The following is a 22,321-nucleotide window of genomic DNA, read 5'->3' as shown; positions in this document are numbered from 1 at the left end:
TCGATGCCCGGCCCGACCGATCCGAGGAGGGATCCAACCGGGCATCGTCACGGAGTTCAGTGTGCGAAGTGGCGGGCACCCGTCAGGTACAGGGTGACGCCGGCTTCCTTGGCCGCCTCGATCACCTCGTTGTCGCGCACCGATCCGCCGGGCTGAACTACGGCGCGAACGCCGCCGTCGATCAGCACCTGCAGACCGTCTGGGAACGGGAAGAACGCGTCCGAGGCGCCGACCGAGTCCTTGGCGCGCTCACCGGCACGCTGCACAGCGAGGTGCGCGGAGTCGACGCGGTTGACCTGGCCCATACCGACGCCGACCGAGGCACCGTCGGCAGCCAGCAGGATGGCGTTCGACTTCACCGAACGGCAAGCACGCCATGCGAACTCGAGATCCTTCAACGTCTGCTCGTCGGCCGCGTCGCCGGTCACGAGGGTCCAGTTGGCCGGATCGTCGCCGTCGGCGTCGAGCACGTCACGCTGCTGCAGCAGCGCACCACCGGACACGGGGCGCAGCTCGATGCCGGCGGGTGACGGGGCCTCGGCCTGCAGAACACGGATGTTCTTCTTGCGCTGCAACACTCCCAGTGCGCCATCGGCATACGACGGCGCAATGATCACCTCGGTGAAGATTTCGGCCACCTGCTCGGCCATCTCCACAGTGACCTCACGGTTCGCCGCGATCACTCCGCCGTACGCGCTGACGGGGTCACACGCATGCGCCTTGCGGTGGGCCTCGGCGATATCCGCGCCCACAGCGATACCGCACGGGTTGGCGTGCTTGATGATCGCAACAGCCGGGTCACCGAAATCGAAAGCAGCACGCCATGCGGCGTCGCCATCGGTGTAGTTGTTGTACGACATTTCCTTGCCGTGGAACTGCTCCGCCTGTGCCAGACCGGCAGGTGCGGCCGAGTTCACGTAGAGCGCGGCGGCCTGGTGCGGGTTCTCGCCGTACCGCAGCACGGTCGAGCGGTCCCAGGTGGCGCCAGTCCAGTCGGGGAACGGCGACTGGTCCTGTGGCCTCTCGACGGCAACGCTGTTCATCCAGCTCGCAACGGCGACGTCGTAGGAGGCGGTGTGCTGGAATGCCTGCGCCGCCAAGGCCGTGCGCTCAGCCAACGTGAAACCTCCGCCGGATACTGCGGACAGCACATCGTCGTACTTGGCCGGATCGACCACGACAGCCACCGACGGGTGGTTCTTGGCGGCTGCGCGGACCATCGACGGTCCACCGATGTCGATCTGCTCGACGCACTCGTCCGGTGTCGCGCCGGACGCGACGGTCTCAGTGAACGGATACAGGTTCACGATCACCAATTGAAATGCCTCGATGCCGAGTTCCTCGAGCTGCGCGAGATGATCCGGCTTGCGTGTGTCCGCGAGCACGCCCGCGTGAACCCGAGGGTGCAGCGTCTTCACACGGCCCTCGAGGCACTCCGGGAACCCGGTCAGGTCCTCGACCGGAGTGACCGGGATGCCTGAGTCGGCGATCTTCGCGGCAGTCGAACCGGTGGACACCAGCTCGACACCGGCCTCGTGCAGGCCGGTGGCCAGCTCGACCAGCCCGGTCTTGTCGTAGACGCTGACAAGTGCGCGGCGCACAGCCTTGCGTTCACTCACTGGGGATCACGGCCTTTCGTCCATCGGATACAACTCCACGGGTGACGACGGCGGCGATGACCTCCGCCAACAACCGTCGCTCCACAACTTTGATTCGCTCGTGCAGACTCGCCTCGTCGTCGCCGACGAGGATCGGCACCGCTTCCTGAGCCAGCACCGGTCCAGTGTCGACCCCGGAGTCGACGAGGTGCACGGTCGAGCCGGACACCTTGGCGCCATAGGCGAGAGCATCGGCGACGGCATGCGCACCAGGGAAGGCCGGCAGCAATGCGGGGTGAGTATTGATGATTCGGCCACCGAAACGTTCGAGAAATGTGGGGCCGAGAATCTTCATGAACCCGGCGCTCACGACAAGATCGGGCTCGTGCGCAGCAACGGCGTCGGTCAGCGCCGCGTCCCAGGCCGAGCGGTCGGCATGATCACGAACCGACACGGAAAAGCAGGTGACTCCGCCGTTCGCTGCAATCGTCAGTGCGCCACACTCACGGTCGGCTCCGACCGCGACGATCTGCGCCGGATAGTCCGCGGTTCGCGATGCCTGGAAGAGTGAGTTCAGAAGGCTTCCTACACCGGAAGCGAGTACGACGATGCGCGCCGGCGTCGGCGGCCGTAGATGGACACGCGAGGCAGTCAGCGCACTACTCCTGAGAACGAGAAAAGGCGACGGCCGAAATCGTCGGCCACCACGAATCCTAGTCGTTGGGGGTCGACCGGCTTGCCGGTAGGGCACCCTCAGGGTCGTCACTGTCCTCGGGCGACAGGGTTTCGTCCTCGGCGTCTTCTGCTTCGTCGACTTCGGCATCCACGACGTCTGCTTCGGCGCTCGACTCCTCCACCGCCTGTCCGATGGCCGGATTCTGGTCTTCGACGACCTCTGCCTCGAGCACCCGGCTCGATGACTGCACTGCCCGAGCCGGGGCGATCGTAGGCACGTCCCCCTCCGCCGACTCGATGGCCTCGGATGCTGCGGAGGTGTTCGCCGCAGCCCCCACTTCGTCGGAGCCGGATCCGGCGCTCGATTCACGACGCGACCGCGCCCACGCCACAGCGACTGCCGTCACCGCGCCGGGCAGCGCGAGCCAGGCGAACGTCAAAAGTCCGAACAACCACCACTCGAGGTCCACCGCGCCGAACGTGCCCAGATCGCCGCCGGCAAACACACCCGCGAACGCCGCGACGCATCCCGCAACTGCCGCAGCGCACAGCACGGTCAGCAGGGCTTCCTGACCGGCCGCCTTCCGCCCACAATCACGGCCGAGGAAGACCCCGACAACCAACGGCACCACAAGTACAGCCACCCACAGATCGCCTGCCGATCCGTCGGGAACGACGGCCAGTACGGGTAGCGGAGGTAAGGCGCCGGCCACCCCACCGAAGAGGCTCACGGATGCGTCACCGATCCGAGCCGTCGCACCCACCAGCGCAACGACAGCACCGATGACGACGTTCGGTAGATACAGAATCGACAGCAGCGTCAACCCCGCCATACCGACGATTCCTTCACCACGCCCGATCAACTCACCCACCGTCGACCAGGCGAACAACAGCGACACCAGCACCGCGAGAGCGCCGAGCCCCAGCAGCGCCGTGAGGACCCGTATGGCCGGACGAACCGCATCGAGCATCCAGACCGGAACCGACTTCTGCAGGCTCGACCACTGAGTGACACCGAGTCCGATCGCCACCGCGATGGCATGGATGCCGAGGGTCCACCCCACAGCCGCCAGTACGTTCGGGGTCGACAACGCGATGACGACCGACGCATCCTCGACCACAGCGAGACTCGTCAACGTGATCAGGAACGGCCCCGCGAGTGCAGCGCCGGCCACCCGGACCATCCACGCACGTTCGCTTCCGGACGGCTCGTCCACCGAATTGACGGCGCTTGCACACCCCTTGGCCGCGGCCCAGATCATGACCGCGGTCGGCACGATCGGGAGCACACCCAGCGTCGTGCCGTCGACGGTCACCGGAACCTGGTGAACGACCAGCCACATCGACGCGATCGCACCGAACGTGCCGGTCAGGTCACTGTTGGCGGCCATGAGCGTGACCACGACGAGCACAGCCGCCAGAACGATGGTGACACCCGCAGGCCGGAACGCCACGGTCAGCAACGTCCGCATCTTGTCGGGGCCCACCGTGAGGCGGCTGTCAGTAGTTTGCCGCTGCGCACGATCAATCAAAGAACTCATCCCCTCGAGAATGGCAGCCAGACGGTCCGAGACCCCTCAGGCGCGCCGCCGAGGGCACTCGACCTCATCGCATGCAGGTGGCCTCCGACCATCGACGGTCGGAGGCCACCGTGACCAACTGGTGGTCTATTTGTCGTCGGGCCTTGTGGAATCGGTGTCCGATGCCTGTTCCCCGGACTCGGACGGTCGCTCGAACGGTGATCGATCGGACGGGTTCCGACCGAAGGTCGGCGCAGCGTGCTGCGCCGAGCCGTAGCTGCTGCTCCCTGCCTGGAAAGCTTGCGTGGGAGCGGCAGGCTCTGCGGCGCCGGAACCCGTGGAAGCCGACGATGCACTGCTCTGAGCTGCGGTCTCCGGTGCTGTTCCACCCGAAGTTGTGTCACTGGAGGCAGACGGCGGACTGTAGCTGGGGTACGGCGGCTGCTGCCCATACGACTGCTGGTACGGCGACTGCTCCCCGGACACCGGATACGCTCCGTACGGGTTGCCGAACTGCTCGGATTCGGCCGATTTCTGCGGCTCGGCGGGCGGAGTCTGTGAGGACTCGCCGAACGTCGGCGTCTCCGGCGAGGTGTACCCGTGCTGCTCGTACGGTTGCTGACCGTAGCCCTGCTGCCCATAGGGCTGTTGCTGACCGTAGGCCGGTTGACCGTAGCTCTGTGCTTGGCCGTAACCCGGCTGCCCGTACGCTTGCTGCTGACCGTAGCCCTGCGGCTGTGCATAGCCCTGCTGCTGCGGCTGACCGTATGCACCGGCCTGCTGCCCCTGTACGTACCCCTGGCTCTGAGCCTGGGGACTTTGCGGCTGAACCTGTTGGGGTGTCTGGCCGAAAGCCTGTTGCTGGGGTGCGCCCGGCGCGAAGCCCTGCGGTGGTGCGTTGTGCTGTTGCGAACTTTGCTGGAATCCCGCTGCGGAGGCCGGCTTGGGCGCAGGCGCCTTGACCAGACCCGATTCCAGAAGCAGCGCGGCCACGGTGGCAGCCACCTGGAAGAACGCGAACACCAGGATTGCGATCGCACCGTACCTCAGCGAAACGCTGGTGTCCTCTCCGGTGAGGGCATTCGACGACAGCGCATGAATCAGTGTGGTCAGAAAACCCGCGACAGCCGCAGCCGCCGCAGCGCCGACATAGGACTGCTTGGGGAGCAGCGACACACCTGCCAGCAATCCGGCGAAGAACACCAGGCCCAGGCCGTAGATGTTGGCTTCGAATGCGTTGAACGTCATGGATACGCTGAACGCACCGTTGCCCCCGCTGATCTCGTAGAAGGTGCCGAACCCGAACAGTAAGCCGAGGACACCGAGGACTGCGGCACCGACGAGAAGCAGGAATCCGAGGTCCTTCGAGCTTCCACCCGAGGTAGATTCCGCGGGCGGACCGTAACTCGGCCCTCCGGGCGTGAACGTCATGACTTCTCCTTGTCGAGATTTCGGTCGTCGGCGCCTGCAAGTATTGGTATCGACGCTAGCCTACGTACTTTTGTCGGTCTCGGCGTGCGTCGACACCTCCCCCCGCGACACCGGCCACAATGAACCCATGCAGTACACGCTCGCGGGACGGACGGGAACGGAAACATCCGCCGAAACCATGGTCAAGCATTCGCGATTCATCGCGACCCTGCGCCGAGTGCACACCGAACAGGAAGCCCGCGATTTCGTCGACGAGCAGCGGCGCACCTACCCGGATGCGCGGCACCACTGCTGGGCGTACGTGGTGGGTGACGAGCAGGTGAACCGAGTCGAGCGCTCGAGCGATGACGGCGAGCCCGGCGGCACCGCGGGTGCGCCCATGCTGCAGATGCTGACGGGGCGCGATCTCGTGAATGTCGCAGCGGTGGTGACCCGCTATTTCGGTGGTATCAAACTCGGAGCGGGAGGGCTGGTTCGTGCCTACTCGGGCGCCGTGGGAGCGTGCGTCGATGGGGCGACGTTGACGAAGCGATCTCGACTGGAACTGTTCACTCTGGCGATCGACCACGCCGACGCGGGGCGGGTGGAAGCGGAGCTTCGCGGGCGGGGCATCGTCGTTGTGGACACGTCATACGAAAGATTGGCCGTATTCACGCTCGCAGCAAGAGATTCGGCGGAGCTGGCTGATCAGGTCGCAGCCGCGACGTCGGGGCTCGCAACCCTCGATCCGGCCGGAAGCGTGTGGGTGGATGCCTGACGGCCTGTGAGTGGTCAGCGAGTCCAGAGACTCGCTGACCACTCACAGGCGGCGAAGCCGCCTACGCCTCGATGGAGAGGCTCTGCAGGATTTCGCGAGCGAGCGAGGCGGTCTCGGACGGCGTCTTGCCGACCTTCACGCCAGCAGCCTCGAGCGCATCCTTCTTGGCCTGCGCGGTACCCGAGGAGCCCGAGACGATGGCGCCGGCGTGGCCCATGGTCTTGCCCTCCGGCGCCGTGAAGCCTGCGACGTAGCCGACGACCGGCTTCGTCACGTTCGCCTTGATGTAGTCGGCGGCACGCTCCTCGGCGTCGCCACCGATCTCACCGATCATCACGATCACCTTGGTCTCGGGATCGTTCTCGAACGCCTCGATGGCGTCGATGTGGGTGGTTCCGATGACCGGGTCGCCGCCGATCCCGATGGCGGTCGAGAAGCCGTACTCGCGGAGCTCGAACATCATCTGGTACGTCAGCGTGCCCGACTTCGACACGAGGCCGATCGGGCCCTTGCCGGCGATGTTGGCCGGGGTGATGCCGACGAGCGACTCGCCGGGCGTGATGATGCCCGGGCAGTTGGGGCCGATGATCCGGGTCTTGTTGCCCTTCTCGACGTTGTATGCCCAGGCGTACGCGGCGTCCTGCACCGGGATGCCCTCGGTGATGACGACGAGCAGCGGGATCTCCGCGTCGATCGCCTCCACGATGGCGTCCTTGGCGAACTTGGGCGGAACGAACGCGATCGAAACATCAGCGGACGTTTCTTTCATCGCCTCGGCGACCGTGCCGAACACGGGCAGTTCGACTCCGCCTTCGTGCGAGACGGTGGTGCCGGCCTTGCGGGCGTTGACGCCGCCGACGATCTGCGTGCCGGCCTTCAGCATCAGTGCGGTGTGCTTGGTGCCCTCGCCGCCGGTGATGCCCTGGACGATGACCTTGGAGTCCTTGGTCAGGAAGATTGCCATTTTCTTGTGTCCCTTACTTTGCGGCGAAGGCCAACTCGGCTGCCTTGTCGGCGGCCTCGTCCATGGTTCCGACTACCGTGACCAGCGGGTGAGCGGCCTCGGCGAGGATCCGGCGACCCTCATCGACGTTGTTGCCGTCCAGACGGACGACCAGCGGCTTGTTGGCCTCGTCGCCGAGCGTCTTCAGCGCGCCGACGATGCCGTTCGCAACGGCGTCACATGCGGTGATACCACCGAACACGTTGACGAACACGCTCTTGACCTGGTCATCGTTCAGGATGACGTCGAGACCGTTGGCCATGACCTCTGCGGAGGCGCCGCCGCCGATGTCGAGGAAGTTGGCGGGTTTGACGTTGCCGTGCTTCTCACCGGCGTATGCGACGACGTCGAGGGTCGACATGACCAGACCTGCGCCGTTGCCGATGATTCCGACCTGTCCGTCGAGCTTGACGTAGTTGAGGTCGTTCTCCTTGGCCTTCAGCTCGAGCGGGTCGGTTGCGTCCTTGTCCTCGAATGCCTCGTGCCCGGGCTGGCGGAAGTCCGCGTTGGCATCGAGAGTGACCTTGCCGTCGAGCGCGAGGATCTGATCGTCCGGGGTGCGGACGAGGGGGTTGACCTCGACGAGGAGAGCGTCTTCGTTGATGAAGACATCCCACAGCTTCGCAATCGTGACGGCTGCGGCGTCGAGAACCTCGGCGGGGAGTTTGCCTGCTTCTGCAATGGCCCGAGCTGCTGCGACGTCAATACCCTTGACCGCGTCGACGGGAATCTTCGCGAGCGCGTCGGGGTTCTCCTCGGCGGTGACCTCGATTTCGACACCACCCTCGACGGAGCACATTGCCAGGTAGGTGCGGTTCGTGCGGTCCAGCAGGAAGGAGATGTAGTACTCCTCCGCGATGTCGCTCGCCTCTGCGACCAGAAGCTTCTTGACGACGTGGCCCTTGATGTCGAGTCCGAGGATCGACTCGGCATTCGCCTGCGCCTCGTCTGCGTCCTTGGAGTACTTCACGCCGCCGGCCTTGCCGCGGCCACCAACCTTGACCTGAGCCTTGACCATCACGGGCTTGCCGATTTCTTCGGCAATCTCACGTGCTCCGGCGACCGTGTCGGTAACACGTCCAGCCGACGTAGGCACCTCGTGCTTGGCGAAAAGTTCCTTCGCCTGGTATTCGAAGAGATCCATCTGTTCACCGTCTCGTCTGCGTTGACACCCGCTCGAGGGGTAGGAGCGGGCCTGGTTTTGGACTTTAACTAGTTCGCGCGGTCCGATTACGTCCGCATTCATGCTATGTGTCTCAGATCACGAAACTGAAGCCGTCGGGACATGCCTCACCGTGATTCGACCCGGACTGTGAGGACGGCCGCGGCTCCGATCAACACTATGCCCACCGCCACTGGGTAGACACCGGCACCCAGCTGTACCTGCTCCACCCGGGCGCCGGTGAGAGGCCAACCCGCCAGGTAGACGGCCAGCACCGCCACCGTTCCGGCCAGTACCGCCGCGGATCGGGGTGGGCGCGATCTGGCCGCGATCCCAACCGACACCAGCGTCACGATCGCGAGCATCGCCGGCCCCCACCATTCGAGTCCGCGGCCGTAGTCGACCAGCGTCACCGAGACATATTCGTCTCCGCGCGCGTCGACGCCCGTGTAAAGGGGCAGCGCGAGACCGACGACAGCGATCAATGCACCGATACCGCCGACGAACAGGACCGGCTTGTTGGCGTCTTGCTCCTCGGACTCGTCGATTTCCTCGCGTTCGGCCGATCCGGCGAACCCCGAGAGGAGCCCCACCCCGACTGCCGCTGCCGTCGCAACCCACGTCAGGAGCGCGCCGACACCGATACCGACACCGGGGACCTCTCCGGCCGTGACCACGGAAGCGGTCACCCCTACGGCGGCCAACGGGATCGCCGTCCACACCACCCCCACGACAGGACGTGCCGTCGCGGCGAACTCCGAGAAAAGCAACCACACGCTCGAAACGACGAGCAGAGCTCCGGCCACGAGGACGAGTCGGGTCGCGTACACCTGCGGCGACGCGGAGTCGGCCGCATCGCCGAGTTCGATTACGGGCAGCAGTGCGCCGCAGCCGGCGAGAACACCGACTGCCACGCCGACGATTCCGGTGACGACGTGCCAGCGAGTTCGTCGTTGCGCTGCTGCGGCCGCCTCGGCGCGCATCGCAGCCTTCGCAACACCCTTCGCGGACGGGCGGACGGCCCCCTTCTTGGTCGACGGCGCGGCATCACCGTCGACATCCGACGTTGCAACGCCACCGACCATTCCGAGGCTGTGCAGAACCCGGCGATCACGCACTCGGTCGACCGGTACGACTGCCCCTCCCGCCAGCACCAGAATTGCTGCAGCGACCGTCCCCACGACGGAACCGACACCCGGATCGATCCGATCTCCTGCGGTGAGTGCCGAGACGAAGCGCGTGCCGACCACCCCCATTGCGGCGATACCGGCGCCGACAATCCCGGCACGGGCGACCGACGGCGCGATGGACGCGAGCGCAGACGCCACCACCAGTAGGACCGCAGCGGCCAGAATGCCCGCGCCGGTCGATGCCGTCACGTCGGCGTCGATGACCGTGGGAACCAGAATCATCGGATCGTTCGATACCAGCGCCGGCGCGAACAGTGCCCCGCCGAACCCGAGGGCCGCTATCGCGATCGTCGCGGACAATGCGAATCCGATTCGGGCTCCGGTGGGCCGACCGACTTGTTCGGAACTGTGCGCGCTTCCGTACCCGTCGGCCAGGGACGCACGGTGCACGGTGGATATGCCGAGCAGTCCCGCCAGCGCCATGGCGAGGTGCCCACCCAGGACCAGGTAGGCCCCTGGACCTGCGACGAGATCGACAGCGGTTTCGGGGCGAAACAACTCGAGCCTGTTCGCGTCGACTGCGTCGGTCCACAACTGTGCGTCGACGACCGCGGCCCCGAGCGACACCACCCCCGATCCGGCGAGCACTGCACCGGATACGGCCACTCGTCGGGCCAGCAGAGCCAGCACTGCGAGCAGCACCGGCGCAATCGCGCACGCAGCCGCCCACACCCCTCCCGGCGAGCTACCCGATCCCCAGACACCGTTCGAGGTCGACGTCACGACGTCGAGAAGAGGCGCTACCGATACCGCCACCGCGCCGGCACAGGCGACGAGCACTGCGGCCACACCACCACCGACCGCGGTACCGGGATCGTCGTCGAGACCTGTGGAGACGGAGCGCGAGGCGATCCGCACGGGCTCCGCCCGATGCTCGCTTCCGGATCGAGTTGTTGATTCCACGAGCCGACGCTATCGCTTCCACGTGATTCGACGCCCGTCGTGACACACCTCTCACTACACATGTGTCCCAAATAGTGGAACGCACACGGCAGGGAATTCTCCGCATCCACCATTCACCCTGTTCGCCAAGTGATGCACATCACATCTGCGAAAACCAACACGTTACAGGTTGCGCCCATCGCAACCATTTCGTTACCGTTCGACCGGTCCACGTCACAGTCAGGTCACACAACGGAGGTCGAAGGGGCAGATGCGTCATCGCCACCAGTTCGATCCCAGCGAACTCGAAAACAACCCGACCCCTGTGAACGACGGCTTTTCCGACTACCCGCAGCAGCCGGTTCCGTATCGCGTCGGCGCCGAGAGTCCCGAAGGTTCGATCGGCATGTTCCGTTACGCCACTGACACGGATCCGTACCAGCAGGACTATCAGGGAAGTTACCAACCGGACGGGTACTACGACGCCGGAGACCAGTACGACTTCGACTACTTCGAGTCTCCCGGCACGTACTTCACCACCCCCGGTGCCGTCTCACATAGCGGACCCACCTCGCACGACCAGACGACGCTCGACCCAGCTCCTGCCCTTCGCCGCAGTGGAGCTCACCGTGTTCCCACGCCGCCCTCCGCCCTCAAGGGCCGTGCCGCAGTCCTCGCCGTCGCCGCAGGCGCCGTGGTCGCCGCAGGTCAGGCTGCAGCCAACGGATCGACCAGCTCGGACCAAGCCGAAATCACTCTCGCTTCGGACGCCGCACCCACCACGGCAGAACCGCAGGCCGCCCAGTTCGACACGGTCGCAAACACCGCCGGCGCCACACAATCGGACGCTCCGCAGGTCCTCAACATCGCTCAACCGGCCGACCTGTCGCAGTTCGACACCCTCCTCGCCAAGGGGCAGCGTTTCAGCGAAGAGCGTGCCGCTCGCGAGGCCGCCGCCCGCCGCCCGCTGTTCGTACTCCCCTGCATCGGAAACTTCACGTCGAGTTTCGGTAGCCGCTGGGGCACCCTCCACGCAGGTGTCGACGTCGCCGCACCCATCGGCACTCCCATCGTCGCAGTGGCCGACGGAACGGTCATCGAGAGTGGCCCGGCAGCCGGCTTCGGGATGTGGGTCCGCCTTCTCCACGCCGACGGCACTGTCACTGTCTACGGCCACATCAACCAGTCGACTGTCTCCGAAGGTCAGCACGTGATGGCCGGCGACCAGATCGCCACGGTCGGTAATCGTGGATTCTCCACCGGGCCGCACCTGCACTTCGAAGTTCACCTCGGTGGTGGTCAGAAAATCGACCCTGTCCCGTGGCTCGCCTCTCGCGGAATCAGCCTCGGCTTCAACCAGGACTGAATTCCCCGCTTCATCCATGTTTTCCGGTATCACCGACGTTCAGCGACGCCTTCTCGACGGTTGGCTGGGCACCTGGCAGATAGTCGACGACTACTCCTGGCCGCTGCAGGACACCACCGTGCTCCACGTACGCACTGCGGACCAGGACTGCATCGTGAAGGCCTCGACAGGCAGCCACCACATTCCTCGCGAGATTGCGGCCCACCGACACTTTCTCCACCGCATCCCCGAGACAGCACCCCTGTTGCACGAGTGTGCCGCCGACTTCGTACTCGTCACACAGTATCTGCCCGGCCAGATCGTCGAAGGTTCGGCAGCCGAGTGGGAACCCGACACGTACCGGCAAGCCGGTGCACTCCTCGCGCGGTTGCTCGTTCCGGGCGAGCGCGCGAGCGACTACTCGCAGCGACTACGCCGGCAATGCATGTTCGACCTCGACCAGGCCACCGACCTACTGCCCGATTCGTGGCTGACAGAATTGCGGTCGAGAGTGGAATCGACAACTGCGCCACCAATTCCGGTGTCTTTCACACACGGCGACTTTCAGCCCCGCAACTGGCTGATCCACGACGACACCGTATCCGTCATCGACTTCGGCCGAGCAGAACAGCGTCACTGGACAAGTGAACTGTTTCGGTTGCGCAATCAGCAGTTCGTCGGCCGACCGGATCTCGAAGATGCCTTCTTCGACGGGCTGGGGCCGGGGTTCGCGCTCGACGAGAACGACGAACAGGTGTGGCTCCTCGAACAGATCCACCAGTCCGTATCCACGCTCATCCGGGCGCACGAGCACGGCGACGGGGGGCTCGAAAAAGCCGGGCGTGCGATGGTGCAGGCGATCGCCTGAGTCAGAGCTTCACCATCGGCACGCCACCGATCAGCATCAACCGCACCTTTCCTGCGCTGCCGAAGTCGATGGTGACCGTGGCAGTCGGCCCCGCGCCCTTGGTCTCGAGTACCGTGCCGAGGCCGTACTTGTCGTGACTCACCCGGTCTCCCACTGCCAGCACCAGGTTGTTGTTGCGCCGTGCCGCACCGAAGCCGGTGGCGCTGCCGGCTGTACCGCCCGAGAATCCACTCGCCCCGTAACCGCCTCCGCCGCGTGGTCGCCCACTCCCGATCGCACCGCCCAGAGCCGGCCCCGGGTCCACGCGCCGCCACTCCAGCAAATCTGTTGGGATTTCCTGCAGAAAACGTGATTCCGGGTTCTGGATCGGCTGACCCCACGCCGACCGCATCACAGCTCGTGTCAGGTACAAGCGATGCCGTGCCCGAGTGATTCCGACGTACGCGAGGCGACGCTCTTCGGAGAGTTCCGCAGGGTCCCCCAGCGCCCGCATGTGCGGGAATTGACCGTCTTCCCAGCCGGTGACGAAGACGACTGGAAACTCGAGCCCCTTGGCCGTGTGGAGTGTCATGAGGGTGACCACTCCGTCTTCCGAGTCCGGCGCCTGGTCGGCGTCGGCAACGAGCGACACTCGTTCGAGGAACGCGGCCAGCGACCCCGGTTCGGGTTCGCCGTCATGCTCCTCATCGTCCGAATCGGCAGAGCCCGCATCTTCGGCGTCCGTAGCGCCGAGCGAGTCGATCCCGGCCGCATTGCGCGCATCCGAGCTGAACTCGCGCGCCACGCTGACCAGTTCGTTGAGGTTGTCGAGGCGGGCACCGTCCTGCGGGTCGCTGCTCGAAGCCAGATTCGCGTGGTAGCCGCTGCGTTCGAGAACTGCCTCGATCACCTCGCCGAGGTCCCCGATCTCGGTGGCGTCTGCGAGCTCCGAACTCGCTGCGTCGGGTAGCAGGGCACGTAAACCGTCCATCATGTCCATGAACGCCGTAATCGCTTTCTGCGAACGCGTGTTCAGCAAGGCGACCTTGCCGTCGACCGCATCACGCAACGCCTGCGCGAAGCTCACGCCGCGCTGCTCGGCATGCACCGCCACACAGGCCTCGGCGCGATCACCGATTCCGCGGCGTGGAGTGTTCAGGATGCGCCGCAGACTCACGGTGTCGTCCGGGTTTGCCAGCGCCCGCAGATACGCGACGACGTCTCGCACTTCCTTGCGCTCGTAGAAGCGAACACCACCGACAACCTTGTACGGCACACCGAGCCGAATGAAGATCTCCTCGATGGCGCGAGAAGAATTGTTGGTGCGATAGAACACCGCCACATCTGCGAATGTGGTTTCTCCAGCGTCGACCAGCTTGTCGATTTCCGAAGCGACGAACGACGCTTCGTCGTGCTCGTTGTCGGCGACGTAGCCGGTGATGAGTTCACCTTCACCCGAGTCGGTCCACAGCTTCTTCTCGCGACGCCCTGTGTTCCTGGAGATCACCGAGTTGGCGGCGGAAAGGATGTTCTGTGTGGAGCGATAGTTCTGTTCGAGGAGAATGGTGCGCGCATTCGGGTAGTCCCGTTCGAACTCCTGAATATTACGGATCGTCGCACCACGGAATGCGTAGATGGACTGGTCTGCGTCACCGACCACACACAGCTCGCTCGGCGCCGCCCCGCCGTCGTCCTCCGTGGTTTCGAAGCCCACGAGTTCGCGGACCAGCATGTACTGCGCATGGTTGGTGTCCTGGTATTCGTCGACCAGCACGTGCCGGAACCGACGCCGGTAATACTGGGCGACCTGCGGGAACGCCTGCAGCATGCCCACCGTTTCGCCGATCAGGTCGTCGAAGTCGAGGGCATTGGCCGCGCGCAAACGCTGCTGGTAGTGCCCGAACACCCTGGCGACGAGTTTCGGGAGTTCCGACGGCTCCTTCTCCGCGTCGGCCGCGGCCTGCTCCGGATCGATCAACTCGTTCTTCAGGTTGGAGATATGGGTGGCCAGAAGGCGCGGCGAGTGCTTCTTGGAGTCGATACCGAGATCCTTGGAGATCATCGTCAGGAGTCGACGCGAATCGTCTGCATCGTAGATCGAGAAGTTGGAGCCCAGGCCGGGCAGCAACGCAGCCTGAGCCCGCAAGATTCGAACACAACTCGAGTGGAACGTGGACACCCACATGGTGTGCGCCCGGGGTCCGACGAGCTGGGCCACGCGTTCACGCATCTCCGCTGCGGCCTTGTTGGTGAACGTGATGGCCAAGATCTGGCCGGGACGCACGTCACGTTCGGCCAGCAGATACGCGATGCGTCGGGTGAGGACCGCCGTCTTGCCCGAACCTGCGCCCGCCACGATCAGCAGGGGCGAGCCGGCATGCAGCACTGCCTCACGCTGCTGCGGATTCAACCCGTTCAGTAGAGTGTCCGACGGAGATGCATGGTGTGCCGTGGCGTTGGAAGAGACCGTGGCGTTGGAAGAGACCGGGGAGCTGGGCGCGGCCGAGAGGCTGGAAGAGGTAGTCATCGCGCTTCTACGCTACCGCCGCCCACCGACAGCTGCGCACCCGCTCAGCGCCACTTGGCCGCCGAGTGACCGACGTGGCAAACTGGTACGTATGTTCAGAGCAGCGCGTCGACGGGTATTCGGTGGTCGACAGCGGCAACTGAGCAGCTCGCGAGCCTCGTGGTCCCACCCGGGCCCCGGGGGTCTTTCGTCAGTGAGCCTGGATCGGTAACGACCCGAGCCGAAACAACGATCCAAGTTCTGAGAAGAGGAGACGAACAATGAGCATTCAGACCGTCACGAATCCGTCGTCGGAAACCCCTGTCCCGACGACGGAGGCGGAGATCGACGCGCTGCGCCAGGAGATCGACCGCCTCGACGCGGAGATCCTCGCAGCCGTCAAGCGCCGTGCCGAAGTTTCTCAGCTCGTCGGCCGCACCCGAATGGCTTCGGGTGGCCCCCGACTGGTCCACAGCCGCGAAATGAAGGTCCTCGAACGCTACAACGAGCTCGGCCAGGAAGGCCACACGCTCGCCATGCTCCTGCTGCGTCTCGGACGCGGACGTCTCGGTCACTGAACTCTCGGTCACTAAACTCTCGGTCATCGACGCTCGACGCTGTCACCTCTCGAGGGCTATGTACTTCGTTTCGAGGTATTCCTCGATCCCCTCGGAGCCGCCTTCCCTACCGAAGCCGGACCACTTGATGCCGCCGAAGGGTGCCGCCGGATCAGAGATGACTCCCCGGTTCACACCGACCATCCCGGTCTCGAGGGATTCAGCCACCCGCAGCGCACGGTCCAGGCCCCGCGTGTAAATGTAGGCAGCCAGCCCGAACTCGGTGTCGTTCGCGGCGGCAATCCCCTCCTCCTCGGTTGCGAAACCAGTGATCGCCGCTACCGGACCGAAGACTTCCTCCTTCAGAATCCGTGCATGTGCTGGCACGTCGGTGAGCACGGTGGCCGGGTAGAAGCAACCGGGCCCATCCGTCTTCCTGCCGCCGAGTCGCACCTTCGCCCCGGCAGCGACGGCGTCCTCGACGAGTTCGGACACTGTTCGGAGCTGCTTCTCGTTCACCAACGGGCCCAGCGTCGTTTTCGGGTCGGAGCCCGGGCCGACCACGAACGCCGCCATCTTCTCCGTGAGCTTGGTGGTGAACTCCTCACGCACCGCGTCGGCTACGTGGAATCGGTTGGCAGCTGTACACGCCTCACCGCCGTTGCGTAGCTTCGCGAGGACCGCCCCCTCGACCGCCGCGTCCACGTCGGCGTCGGCGAACACGACGAACGGAGCGTTGCCGCCGAGTTCCATCGATGTACGCAGCAGCCCTTTCGCGGACTTCTCGACGAGCATGCGTCCGACACCGGTCGATCCGGTGAAGGTGACCTTGCGCAGACGGCTGTCTTCGAGCAACACGTCGGTGATCTCGCCCGCCCTCGACGTCGGGAGCACGGACACGACTCCCCGTGGAACGCCCGCCTCCCCCAGGAGCCTGGCCAGGTACAGCATGGTGAGAGGTGTCTCGGCGGCCGGCTTGACGATCATCGTGCAGCCGGCAGCCAGTGCGGGCCCCAGTTTGCGAGTACCCATCGCCAGCGGGAAGTTCCACGGCGTGATCGCGAGGCACGGCCCGACCGGCTCCTTCCCGACGAGGATGCGGCCGTTCCCGGCAGGGGCGTGGGTGTATCGGCCCGCGATCCGGACTGCTTCCTCCGCGAACCATCGGAAGAACTCGGCGCCGTATGTGATCTCGGCACGACTGTCCGGCAGCGCCTTGCCCATCTCCAGGGTCATCAGCAGGGCCAGGTCCTCTGCGTGCTCGACGAGCTTGTCGTAGACGGTGCGCAGAATCTCGCCTCGTTCACGAGCGGGCGTGTGCGCCCACTCCGCTCGAACACCGCATGCCGCATCGAGTGCCCGGCGCGCATCGGCGGGACTCGCGTCGGACACCGCGGTGAGCACCTTGCCGGTGGCCGGGTCGTATACGTCGAAGGTGGCCCCGCCCTCCGCGTCCACTTCGTCACCGCCCAGAGACAACTTCGTGGGAACCGACCGAATGAGTTCGAGTGCGTCCATGCATCCATCATGCGCGACCGACCCTGCCGCGAACAGCCGAACGAGGCAGACTTCAGCGACGCCGGTCGCCAGACACTAAGGTCGACTACCGTGAGCACAGACATGACTCGAACCGACGCCTGGCAAAAACTCGAAGCCCATCACGCCGGTATCGAATCTGTGCACTTGCGAGACTTCTTCGCCGACGATCCCGAGCGTGGTCGCGAACTGCAGGTGACCGCAGGAGACTTGTACATCGATTACAGCAAGCATCGGGTCGATCGCACGGCGCTGGCACTTCTCGTCGAGTTGGCGCGCGCTGCCGGCGTCGAGGAACGTCGGGACACGATGCTCGCGGGCGGGCACATCAACACCTCCGAGGATCGCGCGGTACTGCACACCGCCTTACGTCTGCCGAAAAACGCCGACCTCACCGTCGACGGCGAGAGCGTGGTGTCGGACGTCCACGAAGTTCTCGACCGGATGGGTGACTTCACGGACCGGGTGCGGTCGGGTCGGTGGCGCGGAGCCACCGGCAAGAAGATCGAGACGGTGGTCAATATCGGCATCGGTGGATCCGACCTCGGACCGGTGATGGTCTACCGCGCGCTGCGCCACTACGCCGATGCGGGCATCACGGTCCGGTTCATCTCGAACATCGACCCATCCGATCTGGTGCGCAGTCTTCACGGACTCGACCCCGCCACCACCCTGTTCGTGGTCGCGTCGAAAACCTTCTCCACCCTCGAGACGCTGACCAACGCGACTGCGGCGAAACGCTGGCTGCTCGAGTCGTTGAACCTCGGAAACGATGCGGTGGCGAAGCATTTCGTCGCCGTGTCCACGCACGCGGAACGAGTTGCCGAGTTCGGTATCGACACCGCCAACATGTTCGGGTTCTGGGACTGGGTGGGAGGCCGCTACTCGGTCGATTCCGCGATCGGTCTGTGCGTCATGGCCGCGATCGGCAGAGAGCGGTTTGCCGAGTTCCTTTCCGGCTTCCACGAGGTGGACGAGCACTTCCGGACGGCGCCCCTCGAGGAGAACGCGCCGGTCCTGCTCGGGCTCCTCGGACTCTGGTACTCCAACTTCTTCGGGGCCGAGTCACGTGCCGTCCTCCCCTATTCCAACGACCTCGTACGGTTCGCCGCGTACCTCCAGCAACTCACGATGGAGTCGAACGGCAAGTCGGTCCGCGCCGACGGCACCCCGGTGTCGACGTCGACCGGTGAGATCTTCTGGGGAGAGCCTGGAACCAACGGACAGCACGCTTTCTACCAGTTGCTGCACCAGGGCACTCGCCTCGTACCCGCCGACTTCATCGGGTTCACCTCGCCCACCGACGACCTGCCCACGATGGACGGCACGGGCAGCATGCACGATCTGCTGATGAGCAACTTCTTCGCGCAGACGAAGGTGCTGGCATTCGGCAAGACTGCAGAGGAGATCGCCGCGGAGGGCACCGATCCCGTACTGGTTCCGCACAAGGTGATGCCCGGAAACCGGCCGTCCACCACGATCCTCGCCCCCAAGCTGACTCCGTCGGTCCTCGGGCAGCTCATCGCACTGTACGAGCATCAGGTATTCGTCGAAGGCGTCGTGTGGGGCATCGACTCGTTCGACCAGTGGGGTGTCGAGCTCGGAAAAACCCAGGCCAACGAGTTGCAGCCAGTCCTCACCGCCGACGCCGCCCCCGCACCGTCGGGCGACTCGTCGACCACCGCATTGATCGACTGGTACCGCAAGGGTCGTGGAAGGGCCTCCGGCCCTGTGAGTGGTTGACGAGTCTGGGGACTCGTCAGTCGCGCACGGGCGGCGAAGCCGCATCGGCCCAATCGTCGGTCGTGATCACGCGTCCCGCACGGTCCACCAGTCTGGCCTGCAAACCGTGCTGATCGATCCACCGAATCGCACCTATTCGACGTGACATCGCCGCCGACGCGGCCGCGTACGCCCACAAGGGATCGGCGGCGACGACGGTCACCTGTTCCCACTCGGTTTCCGGCGCCATCGGATCGTCGACTACACCTTCGCGGAACACCGTCGCCATCGCCGTTCCGTTGACCACCTCGACCACCCCGTCCGAGGGGACGTCGATCTGCCAACCTCCTGCAGGGCAGTGGCCGGCTGTGGCCACCACCTCACCGATCCGCACCGCCACCCCGCATTCGAGTTCGGCGGCAATCAGTTCGGCGGCCCGACCGACCGTGTCTGCTTTCGCGATGTCCGCGATATCGAACGATGCACCCCACGGTGCGAACACGGTGTCGTCGTCGATCTGCACATCCAGGTAGGTCGGCGCAGGGTGAACGGGAGGCATCGATTCCTCGTCGAAGGTGGCGAGCGCCAACGGGCCGACAACGCCGTCCGTCATTCGCGCCGCCCACAACGCAGACCGCAGCAACGACGACATACGCCGACTCACCTTCACCGGAGCGCCCTGGGAGAGGTTGACCTCGTGGATCTCGGCATCTCCCCGTTGCAGATCGCACACGGCCTCCACATCGTCGATGAAGGACGCGATCAAGGCAGAAGCGGTGGACAGGGCTGCACCCTCCGTCACGTCGATCTCGACGACAGAACCCCACATCTTCCACTGTTCGACACTGACCACGACTTGCTCCAGGGCTAGCTGCATCGGCTCACTTTTCCAGTATGCGCCGATTTGCCGAGAGCGGCCTGACCACGATTCCGCCGTACACTGCGCCACGTGTCCACCCGTCTGAGCGTCGTCGACGAGATGTTTCTCCGCACCCACCTGGGGTGGGGCAACCCTGTCGTGATGCAGGGGCTGTGGCGGTGCACGGGCACTGTGGAGCCGACACTCCTCGAGGAGGTGCGCCAGGCTCTCGCTCACGGACGGCTCGGTCGACGCGTGGTTCGTTCCCGGGTCCCGTTGGCGCGTCCACGCTTCGTCGTCGACGCTTCGGCGTATCCGATCCACCACGGCATCATTGCGGCGTCGAACCTGCTGAATTGGGCCGACGAACAGGCAGGCCTCGACGTGAATCCGGAGGCCGGGCCCGGGTGGCGAATATCCGTCGCACATCTCGACGGCGGGGACACGGTCGTGTCGGTGGTGTGCTCGCATGTGGTTGCGGATGCCCGTGGACTGGTGTCGGCGATCGAGGATGCCATGACGGGGAGGACGTTCACCCCGCCACGTGATCGAGGCCCCTCGGACGTACACGATGCGCTGGCGCTCATCGCTCGCGTCGGGTGGCGAACTGCTGTGGCGGTGGCGGGATTGATTCGGCATCCGTCACGACGGAGCGAGTTGGCGAGTGCGCAGCACAGGTCACCGCCACCGATCCGGTCATGCACACGGGTGATCGCCGAAATCGGTGTGGACGACTGGACTGTGTGCGCCGCCCGTGAAGGCGGGACACCGAACAGTCTGTTCCTGTCCGTCGTGGCCGAACTGGCGCGGATGGATGCCGCCGAGCCCGTTGTCGTGAGTGTTCCGATGGACGTCCGCGCGTCTGACGGTGTCGACAACGCGATAGCGATGGTCGAGGTTGCGGTGAGCCCCCAGGACACCACCGGACACATCCGTGAAGCGAGCAGGGCCGCGTACGACTCGCCGCCGATGTCGAGCCCGGCCGGCTTCCCCGAGGAGCTTCTCCAAGTCGTCCCGGACCGGTTGGCACACAAGCTGGCGAGTTCACCTGGCGAGCGAGACGCCTTGTGCTCCAACATCGGGCGAATACCCGGAACGGTGCGAACTCTCGGACCCCACCGAGCCACCGGCGTGGCAGCACGGGCGGTTCACCCGCACAAGCTGGCAACGCGCACCCGAATCTTCGCCTTCCTCGACGAGTTCGACGGACGCTACACCCTGGCGTTGGAAAGCACAGTCGACCACGATCTCCGAAACCGCACAATCGATGTCCTCGAGAGTCGGGGGCTGCGCCCACTGCTGTGGTGAGCTACTGACCGAACGTGGACGTCAGCCCTCGTATGGCTGACGAGCGGTTTCCGGGTCGCCATAGGTGACGGCACGTTCTCGACGCGAATCCGTTGCAAAGGTTGCCGCCCAGTTCAACAGTGTGCCCATCTGGTTTCGCGGACTTGCCAGAAACGCGATGTGGATGACTCCCCACGACACCCAGCCGACGAAACCGGACAGATTGATCGGCCCCACCTGAACGATGGCCTGTCGACGCGCAATGTAGGCAGCGGTCCCCAGATTGCGGTATTTGAACTTCGTCCGGGCCTGTCCGTGGCCGAGTGCGGCACGAATCTGCTTGCCCGCGAACCGCCCTCCCTGCATCGCCACTTCGGCCACGCCGGGCAACTTGTCGAGCGCCATCAGATCGCCGACCACCCATACGTTCGGATGGCCCGGAATGGTCAAGTCGGGCCGTACCGTAATGCGTCCACCGGCGACCTGGTCGACACCGAGCCCATCCGCCAATGCCGCAGCGAACGGCACGGCCTCCACGCCCGCCGTCCAGAGCACCGTCTTCGCCTCGTACCGCGTCACGGACTTCGGTTCTGCCTTCTCGGTCACCTCCACCCCGGTCTCGGTGACATCGGTGACGTGGACACCGAGATGGGTCTCCACACCGATCCGGTCCAGCGTGGTCTGCGCAGCCGCGGACAACTTTCGATGGAACGACGGCAGCACGCGATCTGCGCCGTGGAACAGCAGCACGCGCGCCTCGGAAGGATCGATCGCGTCGAATTCGTCTGCCAGCGCTCGGGTGGCGAGTTCTCGGATCTGCCCCGCCAACTCCACCCCGGTCGGTCCCCCTCCCGACACCACGAAGGTCAACCACGGGCGTCGCTGCTGCGCCGTATCCAAGGTCTCCGCCATCTCGAACGCGGTGACGATCTTGCGCCGGATGGCGAGAGCGTCGTCCAGCGTTTTCATGCCGGGCGCCCATTGGCTGTATTCGTCGTGACCGTGATAAGCCTGCCGCATACCCGCTGCGACGACGAGGTAGTCGTATGGAAGGGTGAATGTCGTGCCGTCCAGCCGGGTGACGGTGAGCTCACCGGCATCCGGATCGATCGCATGCGCCTCTCCCAACGCGACGCGCAGGCTCGGGTCTTTGCGCAGAAGATGCCGCAGCGGTGTGGTGATCTCGCCTTGCGACAACAGTCCTGTCGCACACTGGTAAAGCAGGGGTTGAAACAGGTGGCTGGTGCCACGGTCTATCAGTGTCACCTCGGCGTTCACGTCACGCAGCTGCCGTGCCGCATAGAGCCCGCCGAAGCCACCACCGACGATGACGACGCGCTTGGTCATATCTCGAAACCTACGCCTGTGACCCGTGGGGGGGGGGGGGGGGGGGGGGGGGGGGGGCCCCCCCCCGCGGAGGGAACACCGGGGGGGGGGGGGGGGG

17 protein-coding genes are annotated in these 22,321 nt (G+C 65.2%); 6 read left to right on the top strand and 11 right to left on the bottom strand.

All coding sequences use genetic code 11. The features are described 5' to 3' along the window. Positions 1-56 precede the first annotated feature (56 nt). The 4 genes from purH to ACZI8Q_RS13565 form a co-directional block, all read right to left on the bottom strand. A complete protein-coding gene (purH, locus tag ACZI8Q_RS13580; protein WP_463374069.1) occupies positions 57-1,619 on the bottom strand; it encodes a bifunctional phosphoribosylaminoimidazolecarboxamide formyltransferase/IMP cyclohydrolase in 1,563 nt (520 codons plus the stop codon). Next, positions 1,612-2,253, bottom strand: coding sequence for a phosphoribosylglycinamide formyltransferase (gene purN, locus ACZI8Q_RS13575; protein WP_463374095.1), 642 nt, complete (start codon positions 2,251-2,253; stop codon positions 1,612-1,614). The genes purH and purN overlap by 8 nt, the downstream gene beginning before the upstream one ends. Positions 2,254-2,311: 58 nt before the next feature. Beyond that, positions 2,312-3,814 carry a cell division protein PerM gene (locus tag ACZI8Q_RS13570; RefSeq protein WP_463374068.1) on the bottom strand — a complete coding sequence of 501 codons (1,503 nt, stop codon included), beginning with the start codon at positions 3,812-3,814 and terminating at the stop codon, positions 2,312-2,314. Positions 3,815-3,940: 126 nt separating this feature from the next. Beyond that, positions 3,941-5,224, bottom strand: a complete 1,284-nt coding sequence (locus ACZI8Q_RS13565; protein ID WP_463374067.1) for a DUF5336 domain-containing protein — start codon at positions 5,222-5,224, stop codon at positions 3,941-3,943. 127 nt (positions 5,225-5,351) lie between these two features. Between ACZI8Q_RS13565 and ACZI8Q_RS13560 the strand changes: the two genes are divergently transcribed. Next, on the top strand, positions 5,352-5,981 hold the full coding sequence (locus tag ACZI8Q_RS13560; protein ID WP_463374066.1) for an IMPACT family protein: 630 nt from the start codon (positions 5,352-5,354) through the stop codon (positions 5,979-5,981). 61 nt (positions 5,982-6,042) lie between these two features. On the opposite strand, the gene sucD is transcribed toward ACZI8Q_RS13560, so the two are convergent. The 3 genes from sucD to ACZI8Q_RS13545 all read right to left on the bottom strand — a co-directional run bounded on the left by sucD (position 6,043) and on the right by ACZI8Q_RS13545 (position 10,239). Next, entirely contained in the window at positions 6,043-6,945 is a 903-nt protein-coding gene (gene sucD, locus ACZI8Q_RS13555; protein WP_463374065.1) for a succinate--CoA ligase subunit alpha, read from the bottom strand. A gap of 13 nt (positions 6,946-6,958) precedes the next feature. Next, the gene (gene sucC / locus ACZI8Q_RS13550; RefSeq protein WP_463374064.1) at positions 6,959-8,128 is read right to left on the bottom strand and encodes an ADP-forming succinate--CoA ligase subunit beta; all 1,170 of its coding nucleotides are present in this window, start codon (positions 8,126-8,128) and stop codon (positions 6,959-6,961) included. A gap of 146 nt (positions 8,129-8,274) precedes the next feature. Further along, positions 8,275-10,239 carry a hypothetical protein gene (locus tag ACZI8Q_RS13545; RefSeq protein WP_463374063.1) on the bottom strand — a complete coding sequence of 655 codons (1,965 nt, stop codon included), beginning with the start codon at positions 10,237-10,239 and terminating at the stop codon, positions 8,275-8,277. A gap of 385 nt (positions 10,240-10,624) precedes the next feature. On the opposite strand from ACZI8Q_RS13545, the gene ACZI8Q_RS13540 reads away from it, so the two are divergent. Both ACZI8Q_RS13540 and ACZI8Q_RS13535 read left to right on the top strand, forming a co-directional pair. Continuing rightward, a complete protein-coding gene (locus ACZI8Q_RS13540; protein ID WP_463374094.1) occupies positions 10,625-11,584 on the top strand; it encodes a M23 family metallopeptidase in 960 nt (319 codons plus the stop codon). Positions 11,585-11,600: 16 nt separating this feature from the next. After that, a complete protein-coding gene (locus ACZI8Q_RS13535) occupies positions 11,601-12,431 on the top strand; it encodes a phosphotransferase (protein WP_463374062.1) in 831 nt (276 codons plus the stop codon). A gap of 1 nt (position 12,432) precedes the next feature. On the opposite strand, the gene ACZI8Q_RS13530 is transcribed toward ACZI8Q_RS13535, so the two are convergent. Next, a complete protein-coding gene (locus tag ACZI8Q_RS13530; protein WP_463374061.1) occupies positions 12,433-14,937 on the bottom strand; it encodes a UvrD-helicase domain-containing protein in 2,505 nt (834 codons plus the stop codon). A 260-nt stretch (positions 14,938-15,197) separates the two neighbouring features. Between ACZI8Q_RS13530 and ACZI8Q_RS13525 the strand changes: the two genes are divergently transcribed. After that, a complete protein-coding gene (locus ACZI8Q_RS13525) occupies positions 15,198-15,494 on the top strand; it encodes a chorismate mutase (RefSeq protein WP_463374060.1) in 297 nt (98 codons plus the stop codon). Positions 15,495-15,536: 42 nt separating this feature from the next. On the opposite strand, the gene ACZI8Q_RS13520 is transcribed toward ACZI8Q_RS13525, so the two are convergent. Further along, complete coding sequence (locus ACZI8Q_RS13520; protein WP_463374059.1) at positions 15,537-16,991, bottom strand: NAD-dependent succinate-semialdehyde dehydrogenase; 1,455 nt, start codon at positions 16,989-16,991, stop codon at positions 15,537-15,539. Positions 16,992-17,081: 90 nt separating this feature from the next. Here ACZI8Q_RS13520 and pgi point away from each other — a divergent pair, with 90 nt between their 5' ends. Further along, entirely contained in the window at positions 17,082-18,752 is a 1,671-nt protein-coding gene (pgi, locus tag ACZI8Q_RS13515) for a glucose-6-phosphate isomerase (protein WP_463374058.1), read from the top strand. A 16-nt stretch (positions 18,753-18,768) separates the two neighbouring features. On the opposite strand, the gene ACZI8Q_RS13510 is transcribed toward pgi, so the two are convergent. Continuing rightward, positions 18,769-19,560 carry an FAD:protein FMN transferase gene (locus tag ACZI8Q_RS13510; RefSeq protein WP_463374093.1) on the bottom strand — a complete coding sequence of 264 codons (792 nt, stop codon included), beginning with the start codon at positions 19,558-19,560 and terminating at the stop codon, positions 18,769-18,771. Positions 19,561-19,680: 120 nt separating this feature from the next. Here ACZI8Q_RS13510 and ACZI8Q_RS13505 point away from each other — a divergent pair, with 120 nt between their 5' ends. Continuing rightward, positions 19,681-20,898: a hypothetical protein gene (locus ACZI8Q_RS13505; RefSeq protein ID WP_463374057.1), complete on the top strand. Its 1,218-nt coding sequence runs from the start codon at positions 19,681-19,683 to the stop codon at positions 20,896-20,898. Positions 20,899-20,919: 21 nt separating this feature from the next. Here ACZI8Q_RS13505 and ACZI8Q_RS13500 read toward each other — a convergent pair whose 3' ends face one another. Continuing rightward, positions 20,920-22,224: an NAD(P)/FAD-dependent oxidoreductase gene (locus tag ACZI8Q_RS13500; RefSeq protein WP_463374056.1), complete on the bottom strand. Its 1,305-nt coding sequence runs from the start codon at positions 22,222-22,224 to the stop codon at positions 20,920-20,922. Between the last annotated feature and the right edge of the window lie 97 nt (positions 22,225-22,321).

It is taken from the genome of Rhodococcus quanlei, from assembly GCF_055231015.1.
Note: the sequence above shows the minus strand (reverse complement) of the source record. Positions and strands in the feature narration are given on the sequence as shown.

Excerpts from the sequence above, each read along its gene's own strand:
- ACZI8Q_RS13520 (WP_463374059.1), bottom strand. The coding sequence starts at position 16,991 with ATGGACGCACTCGAACTCATTCGGTCGGTTCCCACGAAGTTGTCTCTG.
- sucC (WP_463374064.1), bottom strand. The coding sequence starts at position 8,128 with ATGGATCTCTTCGAATACCAGGCGAAGGAACTTTTCGCCAAGCACGAG.
- ACZI8Q_RS13530 (WP_463374061.1), bottom strand. The coding sequence starts at position 14,937 with ATGACTACCTCTTCCAGCCTCTCGGCCGCGCCCAGCTCCCCGGTCTCT.
- ACZI8Q_RS13570 (WP_463374068.1), bottom strand. The coding sequence starts at position 3,814 with ATGAGTTCTTTGATTGATCGTGCGCAGCGGCAAACTACTGACAGCCGC.
- ACZI8Q_RS13565 (WP_463374067.1), bottom strand. The coding sequence starts at position 5,224 with ATGACGTTCACGCCCGGAGGGCCGAGTTACGGTCCGCCCGCGGAATCT.
- ACZI8Q_RS13510 (WP_463374093.1), bottom strand. The coding sequence starts at position 19,560 with ATGTGGGGTTCTGTCGTCGAGATCGACGTGACGGAGGGTGCAGCCCTG.
- ACZI8Q_RS13535 (WP_463374062.1), top strand. The coding sequence starts at position 11,601 with ATGTTTTCCGGTATCACCGACGTTCAGCGACGCCTTCTCGACGGTTGG.
- sucD (WP_463374065.1), bottom strand. The coding sequence starts at position 6,945 with ATGGCAATCTTCCTGACCAAGGACTCCAAGGTCATCGTCCAGGGCATC.
- ACZI8Q_RS13560 (WP_463374066.1), top strand. The coding sequence starts at position 5,352 with ATGCAGTACACGCTCGCGGGACGGACGGGAACGGAAACATCCGCCGAA.
- ACZI8Q_RS13525 (WP_463374060.1), top strand. The coding sequence starts at position 15,198 with ATGAGCATTCAGACCGTCACGAATCCGTCGTCGGAAACCCCTGTCCCG.
- ACZI8Q_RS13540 (WP_463374094.1), top strand. The coding sequence starts at position 10,625 with ATGTTCCGTTACGCCACTGACACGGATCCGTACCAGCAGGACTATCAG.
- ACZI8Q_RS13500 (WP_463374056.1), bottom strand. The coding sequence starts at position 22,224 with ATGACCAAGCGCGTCGTCATCGTCGGTGGTGGCTTCGGCGGGCTCTAT.